The sequence below is a fragment of the Pseudomonas sp. MYb60 genome (assembly GCF_002979555.1).
In the GTDB taxonomy this organism is placed as follows: domain Bacteria; phylum Pseudomonadota; class Gammaproteobacteria; order Pseudomonadales; family Pseudomonadaceae; genus Aquipseudomonas.
Genome location: NZ_PCOZ01000003.1, coordinates 199,956 through 215,406, shown reverse-complemented (window position 1 = coordinate 215,406; position 15,451 = coordinate 199,956). Strand labels below are relative to the sequence as shown.

Genomic DNA, 15,451 nt, shown 5'->3' with positions numbered 1-15,451 from the left:
CCCGAACATGGGACAATCCGCGCCTTCTGACACGGAGAGTCCCCATGTTGCGCCCTGTTTTCCTGACCCTGCTGCTGACCAGTGCCAGCGCCCAAGCCCTCGCTCAATCGCCTGCCGAAACCGTACCGCTGCTGCGGGAAATCAAGGAGTGGGTAATCGGGTGCGATAACCTGCGCAGTTGCCACGCCCTCAGTGCGCCCAGCGGCATGAATGAAGAGGACTACAGCTCGCTGACCCTGCATATCTGGCACCAAGCCGGGCCCGAGGGTTACCTGCGCTTGCGCTTCGATCATCGTGGCCAGGGCGCGGACCTTTCCACCTTGCTGCTCGATGGTCAGCAGCTGGGGTTGGAGTTGACGCGGGATTTGCAGGTCGAACTGGACGATCAGGGCGGGGATCCCGATGTGCAATCCTACGGGGTGATCGAGGATGCCGCCGCGCGACGTTGGTTGCAGCGCTTGCGCAACGGTGAGCGCCTGCAATTGGCCGGGGAGCAAGAGGCGCATGTCTCGCTGAGCGGGCTGAGTGCTGCGTTGCTGCTGATGGATGCCGTGCAAGGACGGGTGGATAACGTCACCGCACTGGCCCGGCCAGGCAAAGGCGCTGCCAGCCTGGTGCCGGCGCGCATGCCGGCGCCTCTATTGCGCGCATTCCCCGCGGCCCCCTTGCTGACCCCGCAGGAGCAGGCGGGTCTGGTGGCGGCGGCATTGCAGGCCATCACGCCGGAGGAAGGCGAGCCCGAGCCCGAGGCCAAGGTCGGCGCGTTGACAGCGCAGCAGGCCATGACCGTCACGCGTTACAACTGCGCAGCCTACAACTGCGAGTTCGACGTCAGCCGCCGCCAACGACAGGCGCCCTACACCGAAACCCGCCTGGACCTGCAGCCGCTGCCGCTCGACGGCGCCGAGTTGCAAGGCTCGGTAGGCTACGACCAGGCCACCGGCACGCTGAGTTACTTCTATAAACTGCGCGGGATCGGCGATTGCGGTGAAGGCGGGACCTGGGTGTTCGATGGCGAGCGCTTCCAGCTCAGCGAATTTCACAGGATGCCGCGCTGCACCGGCGTCGGCTATGGCGACTGGCCGTCGTTGTGGACGGCCGTGCCGGCACCCTAGTCAGTACGCGGGGTGCCTGCGTGACCAAGCATTACGCGACGCGGTGAGCATGGCGCGCCTGCGGCCGCCGCGTTAATCCTGCAGGGCAAACGCCACCGCGGCCTGCGCGTGCAGCTCAGTGGTGTCCAGCAGTGGCAGGTCGCTGTGTTCGGGTTTGATCAACAGACCGATTTCGGTACAGCCCAGAATGATTGCCTGGGCACCGCGCGCGGCCAGGGACTCGATCGCACGCTGATAGACCTGGCGTGAGGCCTCGTTGATCACACCGACGCACAACTCCTCATAGATGATCCGGTGCACGGCCTGGCGCTCGTTCGCCTCGGGCACCAGCACGGTCAGGCCGTGGTCGGTGAGACGGGATTTGAGAAAGTCCTGCTCCATGGTAAATGCCGTGCCCAGCAAACCAACTGTCAGGGTGCCGGCTTCAACCGCCGCCAGACCCGCCGCATCGGCGATATGCAGGAACGGAATCGACACCGCCGCCTCAATGCGCGGGGCCACCAAGTGCATGGTGTTGGTACACAGCACCACACAGTCGGCACCGCCGGCTTGCAGGCGACGGGCGGCATCTTCGAGGATCAGTGCCGTGTCATCCCAGCGCCCGGCGTGCTGGGCCTGTTCCACCGGGCCGAAGTCCACGCTGTACATCAACAGTTGTGCCGAACGCAGCGGGCCGAGCTGGTCGCGCACGCGCTGGTTGATAATGCGGTAGTACTCGGCGCTGGACTCCCAGCTCATGCCGCCGATAAGGCCGATGGTGCGCATGCGATGCTCCTGACAAGGAATGTGGCATCACCTTACCCAGCGGCCGGGATTAGAGCTATACCTACAGCTCGCTGTTTCGATGATGACTGCCAGGGAGTTCGCCATGAAGCTAAGGCTTATGATCAGCACGCTGTGTGTTGCTTCGCTCGGGATGACGGGGTGTGCCAGCAAGATCACGCAACCGGACGAGTATTCCGGTTTCCTTTCCGACTACAGCCAGCTCAAGGAAGCCAAGTCGCCTTCGGGGGCAGAGGTGATGCGCTGGGTGGATCCTCAATTGGACTTGAGCCGCTACCGCGCGGTGTACGTCGAGCCCACTCAGTTCTACCCCAAGCCACAAGCCACCGCGAAAATCCCCGAAAGCACCTTGCGGGGCATCAATGATTATTTCAATCAGGCCCTCAAGCGCGAGCTGGTGAAGTCCTTGCCCCTGGCTCAAGGCCCCGGCCCTGGCGTGATCGTCGTGCGGGCGGCGATTACGGCGGTGAGCAGCAAGACCGAGGGGCTCAAGCCTTACGAATTCGTCCCGGTGGCGTTGGTGGCGGCGGCGGTCAGCACCGGCGCGGGTATTCGCGACCAGGAAACCACCCTGGGGACCGAAGCACAGTTCCTCGATGGGGCCGATGGCAAGGTACTGGCCCAAGTCGTGCGCAAAGGCATCGGCAAGCCACTGTCCAATGATTCTCAGGTGATGACGGCGGGGGATGTGAAAAGCGTGATCGACGGCTGGGCGTCGGACCTGCATCAGTCCTACGTGAAGCTCAAAAGGCACTGAAGGAGCGCCCCTTGAGCCACGCAAGGGTTACTTGAGGGGTGTCAGCGGCGGCAACTTCCATTGGCCGCTGCCCACCTCGGGTTTGGGCAGGTAGATCCGCAGCACCGCGTAAAACGGCCGGGTTGGGGCGGGCAGCCAGTTGCTCTGCTCGGCCTTCGGTGGCTCGTGGTGCTGCAAGGCCAGGGTCAGGCCGCCATCGGCGTCCAGCTTGAGGCCGGGCAGCATCCGCGAGTTGATCATGTAGCGTTTCTTGTGGTTGGCCACCAGTTGCCCGGTCTTGGCGTCGTACATGGTCAGCGACCAGAACGCGTCGGTAGGCGGCAACTGGCCCTTGGCGAAGTGCACCGTATAGCTGTGGCGCGCACCGTTGGCCTGCTTGCCTTCGCTGTCCACGGTGTACGTCATGTAGCTGGCTTCAGAGGCCGAATTACCGAACAGGCGCAGATTGGCACCGGCGTAGCGATACAGGTAGTTGTTCTTCAAGCGGTCACGGCTGCCATACAGCTCGCCATTGTTGACCTGATGGGTATCGATCTTGTCCTTCTTGAACGCTGCAAACTCGGCCTTGGCGTCGGCGATGCCCTCCTCAAGCGCTTTGCGCTGCTCGGCAGTCAGTTGCCCGGGTTTGAACGGCTCACCAGGCGCGACGCCAATCTTGGCAAAGCGCGCCAACAGGTCCTTTTCACTGTCCTGGGGGGCCGCATAGGCCAGCATGAAGTTCAGGTAGCGAAACAATTGCGGGCTGTCGGTCATGTTCGCTACAGGCTTGGGCCATTCGATCTTCGCCACCTTGGCCGGTGCGGCTTGCTTCACATAGCGGCTCAAGGGCTGCACTTTGTAGCCGTTCTGGATCTGCTTGACCTTGCCCAGGTCTTTTTCATCGAACAGCTGCGTGCGGTACAGGGCGTAGGCGAGATTGCTCTCGCTGTAGATCACGCGATCGACGTCAACCGGCTGCTGCCCCTTCCAGTCAGGCCCGGCGATCATGTAATGGCCGCCGTTGTTACCGGTGCTGCGGGTGCCCAGATAGGCGAAATTCTGCGTGTAGAGGTCGACCAGTTGCACCGAGTAGTAACGTTCGTCTTCGATCTTGGGCAGGGTCAGGATCAGCGGCTCCCGGCGCAAGTCCATCCACACGAAGGAATACGGCGTATCCGGGTTGGGCAGCAGCCGCGAGGTGTCTTTCGGGCTGAACACCTGGGCAGTATTGCCGACCTGGTTGATCGGGGCCTTGAAGTTGGCGCCGCCTTTATCAACGGCCTGGGTATAGAGCGTCTTGTACAGCTCTACCACCGGGTAGCCATACAGGTAGGCTTCCTTGGCAATCGCCCGGGCTTCGCTCGGGGTCGCCGTGAAGTCGGCCCAGGCGCCGGCGCTGGAGAGTATCGAGAGGCTCGCCACCAACAGGCGCGTCGGTTTTCCAATCATGTTGTTGCGTCCTTCGTGGGTACGTTTTGAACAAGTCGTAGGTCGCCGAGTGTCCGGCTTTGTAGTCCGCAGGTCACGTTAATCTCTGCGGTCCTGACGCAAAAATGCCGCCCAGGGAGGCGGCACGCAGTCGTTGCAGCGATCAACTCACCGATAGCATCGATTTAACCTTGTCCCGCAGTTGATCGATGGAAAACGGCTTGGCGATCACCTGCATGCCGGCGGGCACGTCGATATTCTCGGCATAGCCGCTGGCAAACAGGATCGGCAGTGCAGGCCTGAGCACACGTACCCGGGTCGCCAGCTCCTTGCCATCCATGTCCGGCAGACCGACATCGGTCATCATCAGGTCAATGACGCTGTCAGGGTTGTTGACCACTTCCAGCGCCTCTTCGGCATCAGCGGCTTCAAGAACGCTGAACTCCAACTCTTCGAGTACATCGACGATCAGCATGCGCACGATGGCGTCGTCTTCGACTACAAGGATCGTGGAGGGGGTGGCGGACATAATAAAAATTCCCGAGCAATGGAGGGCGTGTTCTTTCGCGCTTGAAAGACCATTCTCTAATGAGTCACGTCGATCTCGGCAAGTTCCCGAATGCGGAAGGGCATTGTGCCGCTGTTGGCCAGGAAAGTCCCGTTCGGTTATTGACGCGTCACTGGCATGCCCGGCCTGCGACCTGAATCGGCACCGGGCACGTGTTCAAGGCAATTGTGCGATTAGTTCAGCGTAATCGGATGTTCAAACAGGCTGTAGGGGCCGCGGATGCTACCCACTGCGTTCATCAGTTGCATCTCATCGAAGGTGGACACCTTGTAAGCGGACGTACCGGGGTCGGGCAGGAACATGTGCCGGGTCGCGCCGCTGTTCATGGCGCGCTCCACACCCGTGCGCATAGCTTGCTCGGTACTGAACCGGGCGATGCCAAAGTTGGGATCGTAGTAATACCATTCCTTTTCTGCACCGTTGACCAAGACCCCGGCCGAAATGCCATGCCCCCCGGAACCGTTGCTGATCAACAGGCTTTTTGACGCTTGGGCGTTTGCAAGTTCGGTAATGATCTGCCCATAGGTGAAGTTCTGCGTCGGTTGCGTACCATGGAAGTTAGTCCGCAAGCTCGACTGGAAGCTCTGGAGACTGTTGCGAAAGTTCTGCGTGCCCAAATGATTGGGATTGGCCATGGCGGTGAAAAAGTTATCGATAAATGTGCTGATTTTTCCATCCTGGAAAGCATAAGCCACCGTATTTGAAAAGGCCGCGCATTGTCCTGGCGAAATCGGTTTCACCTGGCTGAGGTAATACCCCTGGGGCATGAGGATCACACGAGTGCCAGGTCCACTCAGTTCTGCGCTGAATTTTTGCGCCAGCAATTGATTGAGTGCGAGGGTTTTGTTTTCTATCTGCTTGAACAAACACGCCAGTTCGGCTGTTGAACGTCCCGGCTGCAGGGCCAGTTCCTGAAGTTGGGCGATAGTCAGCGTGGGTGTATAACCGTGGATTGAGGCCGCCACCCCTTGACTGTAGCCGCTGGCGAAGTTCTCCGCATCGGCCAGCTTGAGGTTGTCTGCCCTGGTAAAAAACCGGTTGGGCAGCTCTTCGAGGTTTTCAATACGCCTGACCAGGCGGCCTATTTCCTCCGGCGATCGGGCACCTTGCAACGACAGCCGTTTTATCTGGGCGATGGACAGGCTCGTCGAATAGTCGGCAATCATGGGGGCCAACCCACTGTCATACCCGCGTTCATAGGCGGCCTGATCGGCCTGGATGGCGCTGCGGCGCGAGGCGTCGAAATCCTTGACGAAATCAGGGTTTGCGCGGGCCGAGCCGAACCAGGTGCTCAGCCACTCAGTAGCGGAGGCTTCGGTGACGGCCTTGACCTCACCACCTGCCGCCGTCACCGACGGCTTGAAGTCTGTTAGCGGCGGACCATAGGGCTGTGCCTTGATCGGGTCGTAACGGTACCAGTGCCCGTCGTCAAAAACCGCTGAAGCCTCGACGTTGCGGTCGGCAACCTTGAGGTGTCCTAGCGCGGCAAGGTCATACTGCTGGCTGGCCGCCTTGAGCAGGTCGTAACTGCCGCTGGCGCCCCTGAGCTGGTTGATGCCCTGGCCGAGCGCTCGCGCACCTTTGCCGAGGGCGCGTGCGCCGCCGAATACCAGGTCGTCGACCCCGCCCAGAGGGTTGAACGCCGTAATGGCGCTGCTGGCGAGTATTTTTCCGGCCTGTATGGCCTTGGATACCGCGCTGCCACTGATTCGTCCAAGCTTGGCAACAGACGCGGCGCCCAAGGTCAGGAAGCCCATCAGGTCAATCGTCAAGTCGATCGCGCCCGCTACGTGGTTGCCATTGACGAAGTTGGTAATGGCCGATTTGAACGGGAAAAGGTCAAGAAAGAAATGGCCCGCGCGCTGTTGTGCTTCATGCTGTTTATCCAGCGGGGTAGAGCCCTTCAGCGCCTGGATGGCATCGGCATTATCGATCTCGAGGTGTTCTACAAATGCTTCGGCAATGTATTGGCTTCTGTCACTTTTGAAGCTCACGGGGATGCTCGAAGGGGCAGGGGGCCGCTCCTTCTGGTTATCGACGCTGCCGGCCGGGTGCATGAACTCGGTGCGTTGCGTTTGAACGGTGCCGATGCCGTAGTCTTTAGTCGAGATATCATCGCGTCCGGATTCTTTCTTCAGCGTGCCCTTTTTGAGGTCCAGTTGATAAACCGCTGAAGCGCCTTCCCGCTCCGTGCGTATCCAAAAGGTGTTGTCCTTATCGATCAGCGTCTCGCCGGACAGTCCGATCCTGTGACTGGACTCGTGGAAGAATTTGATATTGCCGAACTCCAGGTCCTTTCTTTGCTCGAGCGAGAGCTGGGAGATCAAATGCTTGACCGTGGTCGCCAACCCCTTCTTTTGCGAACGTATGGCTTCGTCCAGGCGCGTATTGAATTCGCGGTTGACGCCCAGCTTGGGGTTGGCATTGATGGCATCCAGAGGGATGCGCTCATCTTTGGTTGTCCACGCGTAGTGAGGGTTCTCCATCATCGCGATGTCGAGCATCGAATGCAGGCCCTCAGGTACCAGGTTGGGGTTGTAGAGGGGGTGGTAGGGCGACTGATTACGAGGGGCAACGACCCGCAGCAGCTTTTCCTCAAAGGGCACGTTTTCGCCATAACGCTCTTTGAGCTTGGCCAATGCAATTTCCTTGCGGTTCGGTAACGCAGTGTTCACCCAGCCGTCCACGGCCATCTGCTCGGTGAGCTGTGCGTTGTATTCAGCGCTCAACTGATTGAGCTGCTGGTCCGAATAGCGCTCGTCGCGCTTTCTCTCGAGCAAGCCACTGGCGACACCCCAGTCTGCCAATGCCGATTTTTGAGCGCGCGCGGTTGCGTCAGGATCGACCCGCGCAGTACGGTCGGCCTGCATCATGACCTGGTCGAAGCTCATGGTCGCAACGCTGCCTGGTGACTGGGCTTCCAGCGTCGACGCCGCAATCGCCAGGCGCACCCAGGCAGGACTGCCATAGGCGACACTGGCAGGAATGTTCTTGACCAGGAATTCGGGTGCCTGCTTCGCCAGCAACAGGTGCGCCGCTACCTTGGCCATCTCAGGTCCGGCCCGACCTTTTTCGACCAGGTGCGCAGCCAACCCCTCGACCACCGCGCAGGCGGGCTGCCCCCAGTGCGCTGACTGGGCCAGATCGAACCCTGCGACCCAGTTACGACTTGGCTGGGTCAGGGATTCAGGATTCAGGACCAACTGGAGGGTGGCCAGCAAGTAGTCATTTATGCTGGTCTCCGTCCACATACCCTTCGCCATGCTCTGCAGTGCCTGCCCGAATGCGTGCGCGCGACCGGAGTGCGTGATGGTTTCAAGCGCATGGATCGGGTCGTCGAGTGCATCGGCCGACAATGGACGATTGCCGTTCAGGAACTCGAGAATACCCCCGCCACTGCGGGCTTGAGGGCCTGCCATGTAAGCGTCAGCGGCCTCTAGCAGTTGGCGCTGCAACGCGAGGCTCAGTGGCACCGGCCACGTCAATCCACCCCCAAAGTCACCGAACGGGTTGGCGATGGCCCGGCTACTGACGGCATCCGCAAGGGAAGTCAGGTGAAAATGGTTGCTGGGCTGACCGACGTCGATGCTGCGGATGAATGCTTCCAGGCTCACGAACCCCGGGGTCTGCGCCGGGTAGGAGGAGTGAGGGTGGACAGCCATCGTCGTGGCATTGAGGGCTGCTGTCACCGCCTGAGGGGTAGCGTTCTTGCCCAGCGTATCGGCCAGTGCGTAGAGCTTTTTCGCCAGCATCTGCAGATTTCGCGCATCGCCCATTGCGCTCGCGCGCATTCCCGGCAACGGATTGGCGCCGGGCGGTGGCGTTTCCACCGACCGCAAGAGGGATGGGGAGGGCGCTCGCTGGAGTGTGTCTGGGAAGGAGGGTACTTGGGTTGAACGCGGGGTGTTCACGAGGTTATGTAGGCTTGGCATGGATGGATACCTTGCTGGGATAGACGATAAGCGTCTCGCGGAGGATCCCTGTTCCTGAACGCCTTCAATCAGTGCCCCTTTGAACAGCGAGCGTTCCGATTGCTGTGTAAGCAACGGCGTCGGTACAGCGATTGAAATCTGCAGCGCGCGTGTTCCGCCCGCGAGCTTTTCACCCGCATGCGGCGCAGAAAAATGGCGTTCAGGCACCTAACTGGGGCAAACTCCCGGTTTTTCCACACTTGGCCAAGGCATGCCCATGACTCCTGCGTCGTCCGTCGATGAAAAGAGCTTTCGAAACCTCCTGAGCCGAAACGTGGCGTTGCCCCTGGGTGTGGGCGTGCTCAGTGCCGTGTTTTTCGTGTGCCTGATCACCTACCTGTTGAGCGTTATCCAGTGGGTGGAACACACCGACCGGGTGATCAACAACCTCAATGAGTCGTCGAAGCTGACCGTGGACCTGGAAACCGGCATGCGCGGGTTCCTGATCACCGGCGATGAGCATTTCCTCGACCCTTACGAGGTGGCCAAGCCACGTATCCTGGCGGACTTGCGCAATTTGCAGGAGCTGGTTGCCGACAACCCGCAACAGGTCGATCGCCTCAAGCGCCTAGAGGCGCTCCAGACCGAGTGGAATGTCTACGCCCAGTCGATGATTGACATGCAGCGCGAGCGCGGCGATTACCGCAGCGCCGTCAAGAACGGCCGAGGCAAGCGCCTGACCGACGAGATTCGCAAGGAATATGACGCCGCCGTAGAGATGGAGCAGCAGTTCCGTATCGCCCGCAACGAGCAGGTCACCCGGACCACCATCGTCAGCGTCACGCTTTACCTGGTGTTCGTGCTTGGGCTGAGTGGCGTTTTAGCCTACATCGGCCGAAAGAATTTAATATCGTTATCAGAGAGTTATAACGCAAACCTCGTGTCACAGCAGAAGATTGCGCGACGCCTGGAGCAGCAAGCGTGGTTGCGCACTGGCCAGACAGAGTTGGCAGAACAGGTACTCGGCCAGCTCAGCCTCAATATGCTGGGGCGCAACATCCTGCAATTTTTTGCCCAGTACATGGGCTCGGCCGTGGCAGCGCTCTACGTGCGTGAAGAACACGGCGGCCTCAAGCGTGTAGCGACCTACGGTTTCTCCCGTGAACAGGAACAGTTGGAACAGGCGATCTACAGCGACGAAGGCATTGTCGGCCAAGCGGCGAACCTGGACCGCCTGATTCGCCTGGACGACGTCCCCGTGGATTACTTCAAGGTCAGTTCCAGCCTGGGTGAGGGGCATACCCGCAGTGTGCTGGTGGTGCCGACCAGCGACGACGGGCGGGTCAACGGCGTGATCGAACTGGGCTTCCTGCGCCCATTGGATGAACGCGATGTGGAACTGCTGGAGCTGATTGCCGGGAACATCGGCACCTCCATCGAGGCCGCCCGTTACCGTCAGCGCCTCCAAGAGGTGCTGGCCGAGACCCAGCAGCTCAACGAAGAGTTGCAGGTGCAGCAGGAAGAGCTCAAAACCGCCAACGAAGAGCTCGAAGAGCAGTCGCGCATCCTCAAGGAATCCCAGGCCCACCTGGAAACCCAGCAGGCCGAGCTGGAGCAGACCAACGAGCAACTGGCCGAACAGACCCAGACCCTGGCCGAGCAGCGCGATGCCATGGACCGCAAAAACGTCGAGCTCAACCAGGCCCAGTTGCAACTGGAAGACCGCGCCGACGAATTGCAGCGGTCCAGCAAGTACAAATCCGAATTCCTCGCCAACATGTCCCACGAGTTGCGTACCCCGCTCAACAGCTCGCTGATCCTGGCCAAGCTGCTGGCGGAAAACCCTCAGGAAAACCTCAGCGCAGAACAGGTCAAGTTTGCCGAGTCGATCTATTCGGCCGGCAATGACCTGTTGAACCTGATCAACGACATCCTGGACATCTCCAAGGTCGAGGCCGGCAAGCTCGAAGTGCGCCCGGAACACACCAGCGTCACGCGCCTGGTGGAGGGCCTGCGCGGGATGTTCGAGCCGCTGGCGGCTGATCGCAACCTGAGTTTCCAGGTGGATGTCCAGCCTGGCGCCCCGGCCATGCTGTTCACTGACCGCCAACGCCTGGAGCAGATCCTCAAGAACCTGCTGTCCAACGCGGTCAAGTTCACCGAACAGGGTGACGTCAGCCTGGCTGTGTCCAGCGCACCGGGGGAGGGCATCGCCTTCACCGTGCGCGATTCCGGCATCGGCATCGCCACGGACCAGCAGGAAAGCATCTTCGAAGCCTTCCGCCAGGCCGATGGCACCACCAACCGCCGTTACGGCGGCACCGGCCTGGGGCTGTCGATCTCCCGTGACCTCGCAGCCTTGCTGGGCGGCTCTATCAGCGTGACCAGCGAGCCCGGCAAAGGCAGTATTTTCACCTTGGTGTTGCCCGAGCAGTATGTAGAACGCGACGAAGACGCCGCGCCGGTCGAGCCGCCGCGCCCATTGGTGGTGGCGCCAGCGCCTGCCCCCGCCGCGATCCAGGTATCACCGCTGCCAGTGGCCAACGCTGACCAGATCCCGCGCTTCGCCGACGACCGCGACAAGGCCCCCTTTACCCGCCGTTGCATCCTGGTGGTGGAAGACGAGCCGAATTTCGCGCGCATCCTCTTCGATCTGGCTCACGAGTTGGGCTACCACTGCCTGGTGGCCCATGGCGCGGACGAAGGCTACAGCCTGGCTGAAGAATACATCCCCGACGCCATCCTGCTGGACATGCGCCTGCCGGACCACTCCGGGCTGACCGTGCTGCAACGCCTCAAAGAGCATGCAGACACCCGTCATATCCCGGTGCATGTGATTTCTGTGGAAGATCGCGTCGAAGCCGCCATGCACATGGGCGCCATCGGTTACGCTGTCAAACCGACCACCCGCGAAGAGCTCAAGGACGTCTTCGCGCGGCTGGAAGCCAAATTGACCCAGAAGGTCAAACGCGTGCTGCTCGTAGAAGACGACGACTTGCAGCGCGACAGCATTGCTCGCCTGATCGGCGATGACGACATCGAAATCACCGACGTTGGTTACGCCCAGGCTGCATTGGACTTGCTGCGCACCAACATCTATGACTGCATGATCATCGACTTGAAGCTGCCTGACATGCTCGGCAACGAGTTGCTCAAGCGCATGGCCACCGAGGACATCTGCTCGTTCCCGCCGGTGATCGTCTACACCGGGCGCAACCTGACCCGTGATGAAGAAACCGAACTGCGCAAGTATTCGCGCTCGATCATCATCAAGGGCGCGCGCTCGCCAGAGCGCCTGTTGGACGAGGTCACACTCTTTCTGCACAAAGTCGAATCCCAGCTGTCCCATGATCGCCAGAAGATGCTCAAGACTGCCCGCAGCCGCGACAAGGTGTTCGAGGGGCGCAAAATCCTGCTGGTGGACGACGATGTACGGAACATCTTTGCCCTCACCAGTGCCCTGGAGCACAAAGGCGCTGTGGTGGTGATCGGGCGAAACGGCCGTGAAGCCATCGACAAACTCAACGAAGTCGACGATATCGACCTGGTGCTGATGGACGTGATGATGCCGGAAATGGATGGATACGAGGCCACGGCCCTGATCCGCCAGGACCCGCGCTGGAAAAAGTTACCGATCATTGCCGTGACGGCCAAGGCCATGAAGGACGATCAGGAGCGTTGCCTGGCGGCAGGTTCCAATGATTACCTGGCCAAGCCGATTGATCTGGACCGTCTGTTTTCGTTGATTCGCGTATGGCTACCCAAGATGGAACGCATTTAAGTGGAACAGAGTTTTTTGGACAAAAGCAGCGACATTGAGTTGCGCCTGTTGATTGAGGCGATCTATCTCAAGTACAGCTATGACTTTCGTGACTACTCGGGTGCGTCGGTCAAGCGGCGCGTGGCCCATGCGCTGCGTCAGTTCGACTGTGCGACCATCTCCGCGTTGCAGGAGCGCGTGCTGCACGACCCGGCGGCGTTCATGCAATTGCTGCAGTTCCTGACGATTCCGGTGAGCGAGATGTTCCGCGACCCGTCGCACTTCCTGGCGATCCGCCAGGAAGTGGTGCCGCTGCTCAAGACGTACCCCTCGATCAAGATCTGGATCGCCGGGTGCAGCACGGGGGAGGAGGTGTACTCCATGGCGATCCTGCTGCGCGAGGAAGGCTTGCTGGAGCGCACGATCATCTACGCCACCGATATCAACCCGACGTCCTTGGAAAAAGCCAAGCAAGGCATCTTTTCATTGGAAAATGTTCGCGCCTACACCGCCAACTATCAGCAGGCCGGTGGGCAACGTTCATTTGCCGACTACTACACGGCGGCTTACGATTACGCGATCTTCGACAAGTCGCTGCGCGAGAATGTCACATTTGCCGATCACAGCCTGGCGACCGATAGTGTATTCTCAGAAACTCAATTAATTTCGTGTCGTAACGTACTGATTTATTTCAATAAAAAATTGCAAGATCGCGCGTTTGGATTGTTCCACGAGTCGTTGTGTCACCGCGGCTTCCTGGTGCTGGGCAGCAAGGAGACCCTGGATTTCTCCGCGTTCGGCAAGCAGTTCGAACCGTTGGTCAAACAGGAACGGATCTACCGAAAACTATGAACCAAGCGGCTGGCAGCCCGGCAACGATCCGGGGCATAGAAGCGATCGTGATCGGTGCATCCGCCGGTGGCGTAGAGGCGTTGCTGACCGTTTTTGCCGAGCTGCCTGCGGATTTCGGCTTGCCGATCATCACCGTGCTGCATTTGCCGGACGAGCGTCGCAGCCAGTTGGCCGAGGTGTTTGACCGGCGTGTGGCGATGCCGGTGGTGGAAGCCCGCGACAAGGACGTGATCCGCCCTGGCACCCTGTACTTCGCGGGGCCTGGCTATCACTTGTCGGTGGAACATGATCGCAGCCTGTCCCTGAGCCAGGAAGACCGCGTGCATCACTCGCGGCCGGCGATTGATTTCCTGTTTGAATCCGCGGCCGACACCTACGGCAAGGGCCTCATGGCCATTCTGCTCACCGGTGCCAACCACGACGGCGCCCGAGGCCTGGCCCAGGTCAAGCAGCTGGGCGGGACCACCGTGGTGCAGGATCCCGCTGAGGCACGGGTCGCGGTCATGCCCCAGGCGGCGCTGGCCCTGCACACACCCGACTACATTCTTACCTTGAGCCGCATCGGCTCATTGCTGGCTTCCCTGGAATATTCCCCATGTTAAGTACTGTCCAGGCCAAACTGCTGATCGTCGACGATCTGCCGGAAAACCTGCTGGCGCTCGAAGCGCTGATCAAGCGCGAGGACCGCCAGGTGTTCAAGGCATTGAGCGCTGACGAAGCCTTGTCACTGTTGCTGGAGCACGAGTTCGCCATGGCGATTCTCGACGTGCAGATGCCCGGCATGAACGGTTTCGAGCTGGCCGAATTGATGCGCGGTACCGAAAAGACCAAGAACATCCCGATTGTGTTCGTCAGCGCCGCCGGCCGTGAACTCAATTACGCCTTCAAAGGCTATGAAAGCGGTGCGGTCGACTTCCTGCACAAGCCCTTGGATATCCACGCGGTCAAAAGCAAAGTCAATGTGTTCGTTGACCTCTATCGCCAGAGCAAGGCGGTCAAGCAGCAGGTCGAAGCCCTGGAGCGCAGCCGCCGAGAGCAGGAGCTGTTGCTGGCGCGCCTGCAGGCTACCCAGGCCGAGTTGGAGCAGGCCGTGCGCATGCGTGACGATTTCATGTCGATCGTTGCGCATGAGGTGCGCACGCCCCTGAACGGGCTGATCCTCGAAACCCAATTGCGCAAGATGCACCTGGCCCGCGACAACGCCGCCGCGTTCACCCTGGACAAGATGCACGCCATGGTCGACCGCGACGAGCGGCAGATCCAGAGCCTGATCCGTCTCATTGAGGACATGCTCGATGTGTCGCGCATTCGCACCGGCAAACTGTCGATTCGGCCGGCACGCATTGACCTGGCCCAACTGGTAAGCAATCTGGTGGAGAATTTTTCGCCCCAGGTGGCTGCAGCGGACTCTTCCATGCAATTGCACAGCGAAGGCCCTGTAGAAGGCCACTGGGACGAATTCCGCATCGAGCAGGTGGTGACGAACCTGCTGACCAACGCCTTGCGTTATGGCGCCAAGAGCCCGATAGAGGTGCGTGTGTATGCCGAACACGGCGAAGCACGGATTGAAGTGCGTGACCGTGGCATTGGCATCAGCGAGGAAAACCAGAAGCGTATCTTCCAGCAATTCGAGCGCGTTTCAGCCAGCCAGGTCGCCGCTGGGTTGGGGCTGGGGTTGTTTATTTCCGAGCAGATCGTTGCCGCCCATGGTGGCACCATCGAGGTCGAAAGCCAGATAGGCGAGGGCGCCCTGTTTCGGGTGTGCCTGCCCCTCGGAATCGCGACATGAATTCAATCGTCATCCCGACGCAACCTCTGCGTGACCCCATGGTCGTAATTGCAGCAATTGACCGGATTAAGGCTTCCCATGAGTGAAGATGCACAAGATGTCGTTTTGATCGTCGAGGACGACGAATCCATTATGTTTGTGCTGGGTGAATACCTGGCCGGCCTGGGCTATCGCGTGCTGAAGGCGATCGATGGGGAGCAGGCGTTCCAGATTCTCGCCACCAAACCGCACCTGGACCTGATGGTCACTGACTATCGCCTGCCGGGCGGGATTTCCGGCGTGCAGATCGCCGAGCCCGCAATCAAGCTGCGCCCGGAGCTCAAGGTCATCTTCATCAGTGGTTATCCGCAGGAAATCCTCGACTGCAACAGCCCGATCACGCGCAACGCGCCGATCCTGGCCAAGCCGTTCGACCTGGATACGTTGCAAGAGCATATCCAGCGCTTGTTGGCCTGATACGCGCGGCGCCTCTGCGAGGAGCCGCCAATGTCGGTTCAGGGTCAAGCCCC

11 protein-coding genes are annotated in these 15,451 nt (G+C 60.3%); 7 read left to right on the top strand and 4 right to left on the bottom strand.

Translation table 11 applies throughout. From position 1 onward, the window contains the following. The first annotated feature begins 44 nt into the window (after positions 1–44). A complete protein-coding gene (locus tag CQ041_RS06540; RefSeq protein ID WP_105521649.1) occupies positions 45–1,115 on the top strand; it encodes a DUF1176 domain-containing protein in 1,071 nt (356 codons plus the stop codon). A gap of 72 nt (positions 1,116–1,187) precedes the next feature. Here the strand turns inward: CQ041_RS06540 and CQ041_RS06535 are convergent, their stop codons facing one another. Continuing rightward, on the bottom strand, positions 1,188–1,880 hold the full coding sequence (locus tag CQ041_RS06535) for an aspartate/glutamate racemase family protein (protein WP_105521648.1): 693 nt from the start codon (positions 1,878–1,880) through the stop codon (positions 1,188–1,190). Positions 1,881–1,983: 103 nt separating this feature from the next. Between CQ041_RS06535 and CQ041_RS06530 the strand changes: the two genes are divergently transcribed. Beyond that, positions 1,984–2,655 carry a DUF3313 domain-containing protein gene (locus tag CQ041_RS06530; RefSeq protein WP_105521647.1) on the top strand — a complete coding sequence of 224 codons (672 nt, stop codon included), beginning with the start codon at positions 1,984–1,986 and terminating at the stop codon, positions 2,653–2,655. Between the two features lie 27 nt (positions 2,656–2,682). On the opposite strand, the gene CQ041_RS06525 is transcribed toward CQ041_RS06530, so the two are convergent. From CQ041_RS06525 to CQ041_RS06515, 3 genes are all read right to left on the bottom strand, one after another. Continuing rightward, entirely contained in the window at positions 2,683–4,083 is a 1,401-nt protein-coding gene (locus CQ041_RS06525; protein WP_105521646.1) for a DUF1254 domain-containing protein, read from the bottom strand. Between the two features lie 142 nt (positions 4,084–4,225). Further along, on the bottom strand, positions 4,226–4,591 hold the full coding sequence (locus CQ041_RS06520; protein WP_105521645.1) for a response regulator: 366 nt from the start codon (positions 4,589–4,591) through the stop codon (positions 4,226–4,228). 212 nt (positions 4,592–4,803) lie between these two features. Next, entirely contained in the window at positions 4,804–8,460 is a 3,657-nt protein-coding gene (locus tag CQ041_RS06515) for a hypothetical protein (RefSeq protein ID WP_146116049.1), read from the bottom strand. A gap of 358 nt (positions 8,461–8,818) precedes the next feature. Here CQ041_RS06515 and CQ041_RS06510 point away from each other — a divergent pair, with 358 nt between their 5' ends. From CQ041_RS06510 to CQ041_RS06490, 5 genes are all read left to right on the top strand, one after another. Further along, complete coding sequence (locus CQ041_RS06510; RefSeq protein ID WP_105521643.1) at positions 8,819–12,322, top strand: response regulator; 3,504 nt, start codon at positions 8,819–8,821, stop codon at positions 12,320–12,322. After that, positions 12,323–13,153 carry a protein-glutamate O-methyltransferase CheR gene (locus CQ041_RS06505; protein WP_371923001.1) on the top strand — a complete coding sequence of 277 codons (831 nt, stop codon included), beginning with the start codon at positions 12,323–12,325 and terminating at the stop codon, positions 13,151–13,153. It begins immediately after the preceding gene. Next, positions 13,150–13,755, top strand: coding sequence for a chemotaxis protein CheB (locus CQ041_RS06500; protein WP_105521642.1), 606 nt, complete (start codon positions 13,150–13,152; stop codon positions 13,753–13,755). Before CQ041_RS06505 ends, CQ041_RS06500 begins: the two co-directional genes overlap by 4 nt. After that, complete coding sequence (locus CQ041_RS06495) at positions 13,749–14,942, top strand: hybrid sensor histidine kinase/response regulator (RefSeq protein WP_105521641.1); 1,194 nt, start codon at positions 13,749–13,751, stop codon at positions 14,940–14,942. The genes CQ041_RS06500 and CQ041_RS06495 overlap by 7 nt, the downstream gene beginning before the upstream one ends. Before the next feature lie 78 nt (positions 14,943–15,020). Further along, positions 15,021–15,398, top strand: coding sequence for a response regulator (locus tag CQ041_RS06490; protein ID WP_043049923.1), 378 nt, complete (start codon positions 15,021–15,023; stop codon positions 15,396–15,398). The last annotated feature ends 53 nt before the right edge of the window (positions 15,399–15,451 follow it).

Bases quoted from the DNA above. Each gene is read 5' to 3' on its own strand.
- CQ041_RS06530 (WP_105521647.1), top strand. From the start codon at position 1,984: ATGAAGCTAAGGCTTATGATCAGCACGCTGTGTGTTGCTTCGCTCGGG.
- CQ041_RS06540 (WP_105521649.1), top strand. From the start codon at position 45: ATGTTGCGCCCTGTTTTCCTGACCCTGCTGCTGACCAGTGCCAGCGCC.
- CQ041_RS06510 (WP_105521643.1), top strand. From the start codon at position 8,819: ATGACTCCTGCGTCGTCCGTCGATGAAAAGAGCTTTCGAAACCTCCTG.
- CQ041_RS06495 (WP_105521641.1), top strand. From the start codon at position 13,749: ATGTTAAGTACTGTCCAGGCCAAACTGCTGATCGTCGACGATCTGCCG.
- CQ041_RS06525 (WP_105521646.1), bottom strand. From the start codon at position 4,083: ATGATTGGAAAACCGACGCGCCTGTTGGTGGCGAGCCTCTCGATACTC.
- CQ041_RS06500 (WP_105521642.1), top strand. From the start codon at position 13,150: ATGAACCAAGCGGCTGGCAGCCCGGCAACGATCCGGGGCATAGAAGCG.
- CQ041_RS06490 (WP_043049923.1), top strand. From the start codon at position 15,021: ATGAGTGAAGATGCACAAGATGTCGTTTTGATCGTCGAGGACGACGAA.
- CQ041_RS06520 (WP_105521645.1), bottom strand. From the start codon at position 4,591: ATGTCCGCCACCCCCTCCACGATCCTTGTAGTCGAAGACGACGCCATC.
- CQ041_RS06535 (WP_105521648.1), bottom strand. From the start codon at position 1,880: ATGCGCACCATCGGCCTTATCGGCGGCATGAGCTGGGAGTCCAGCGCC.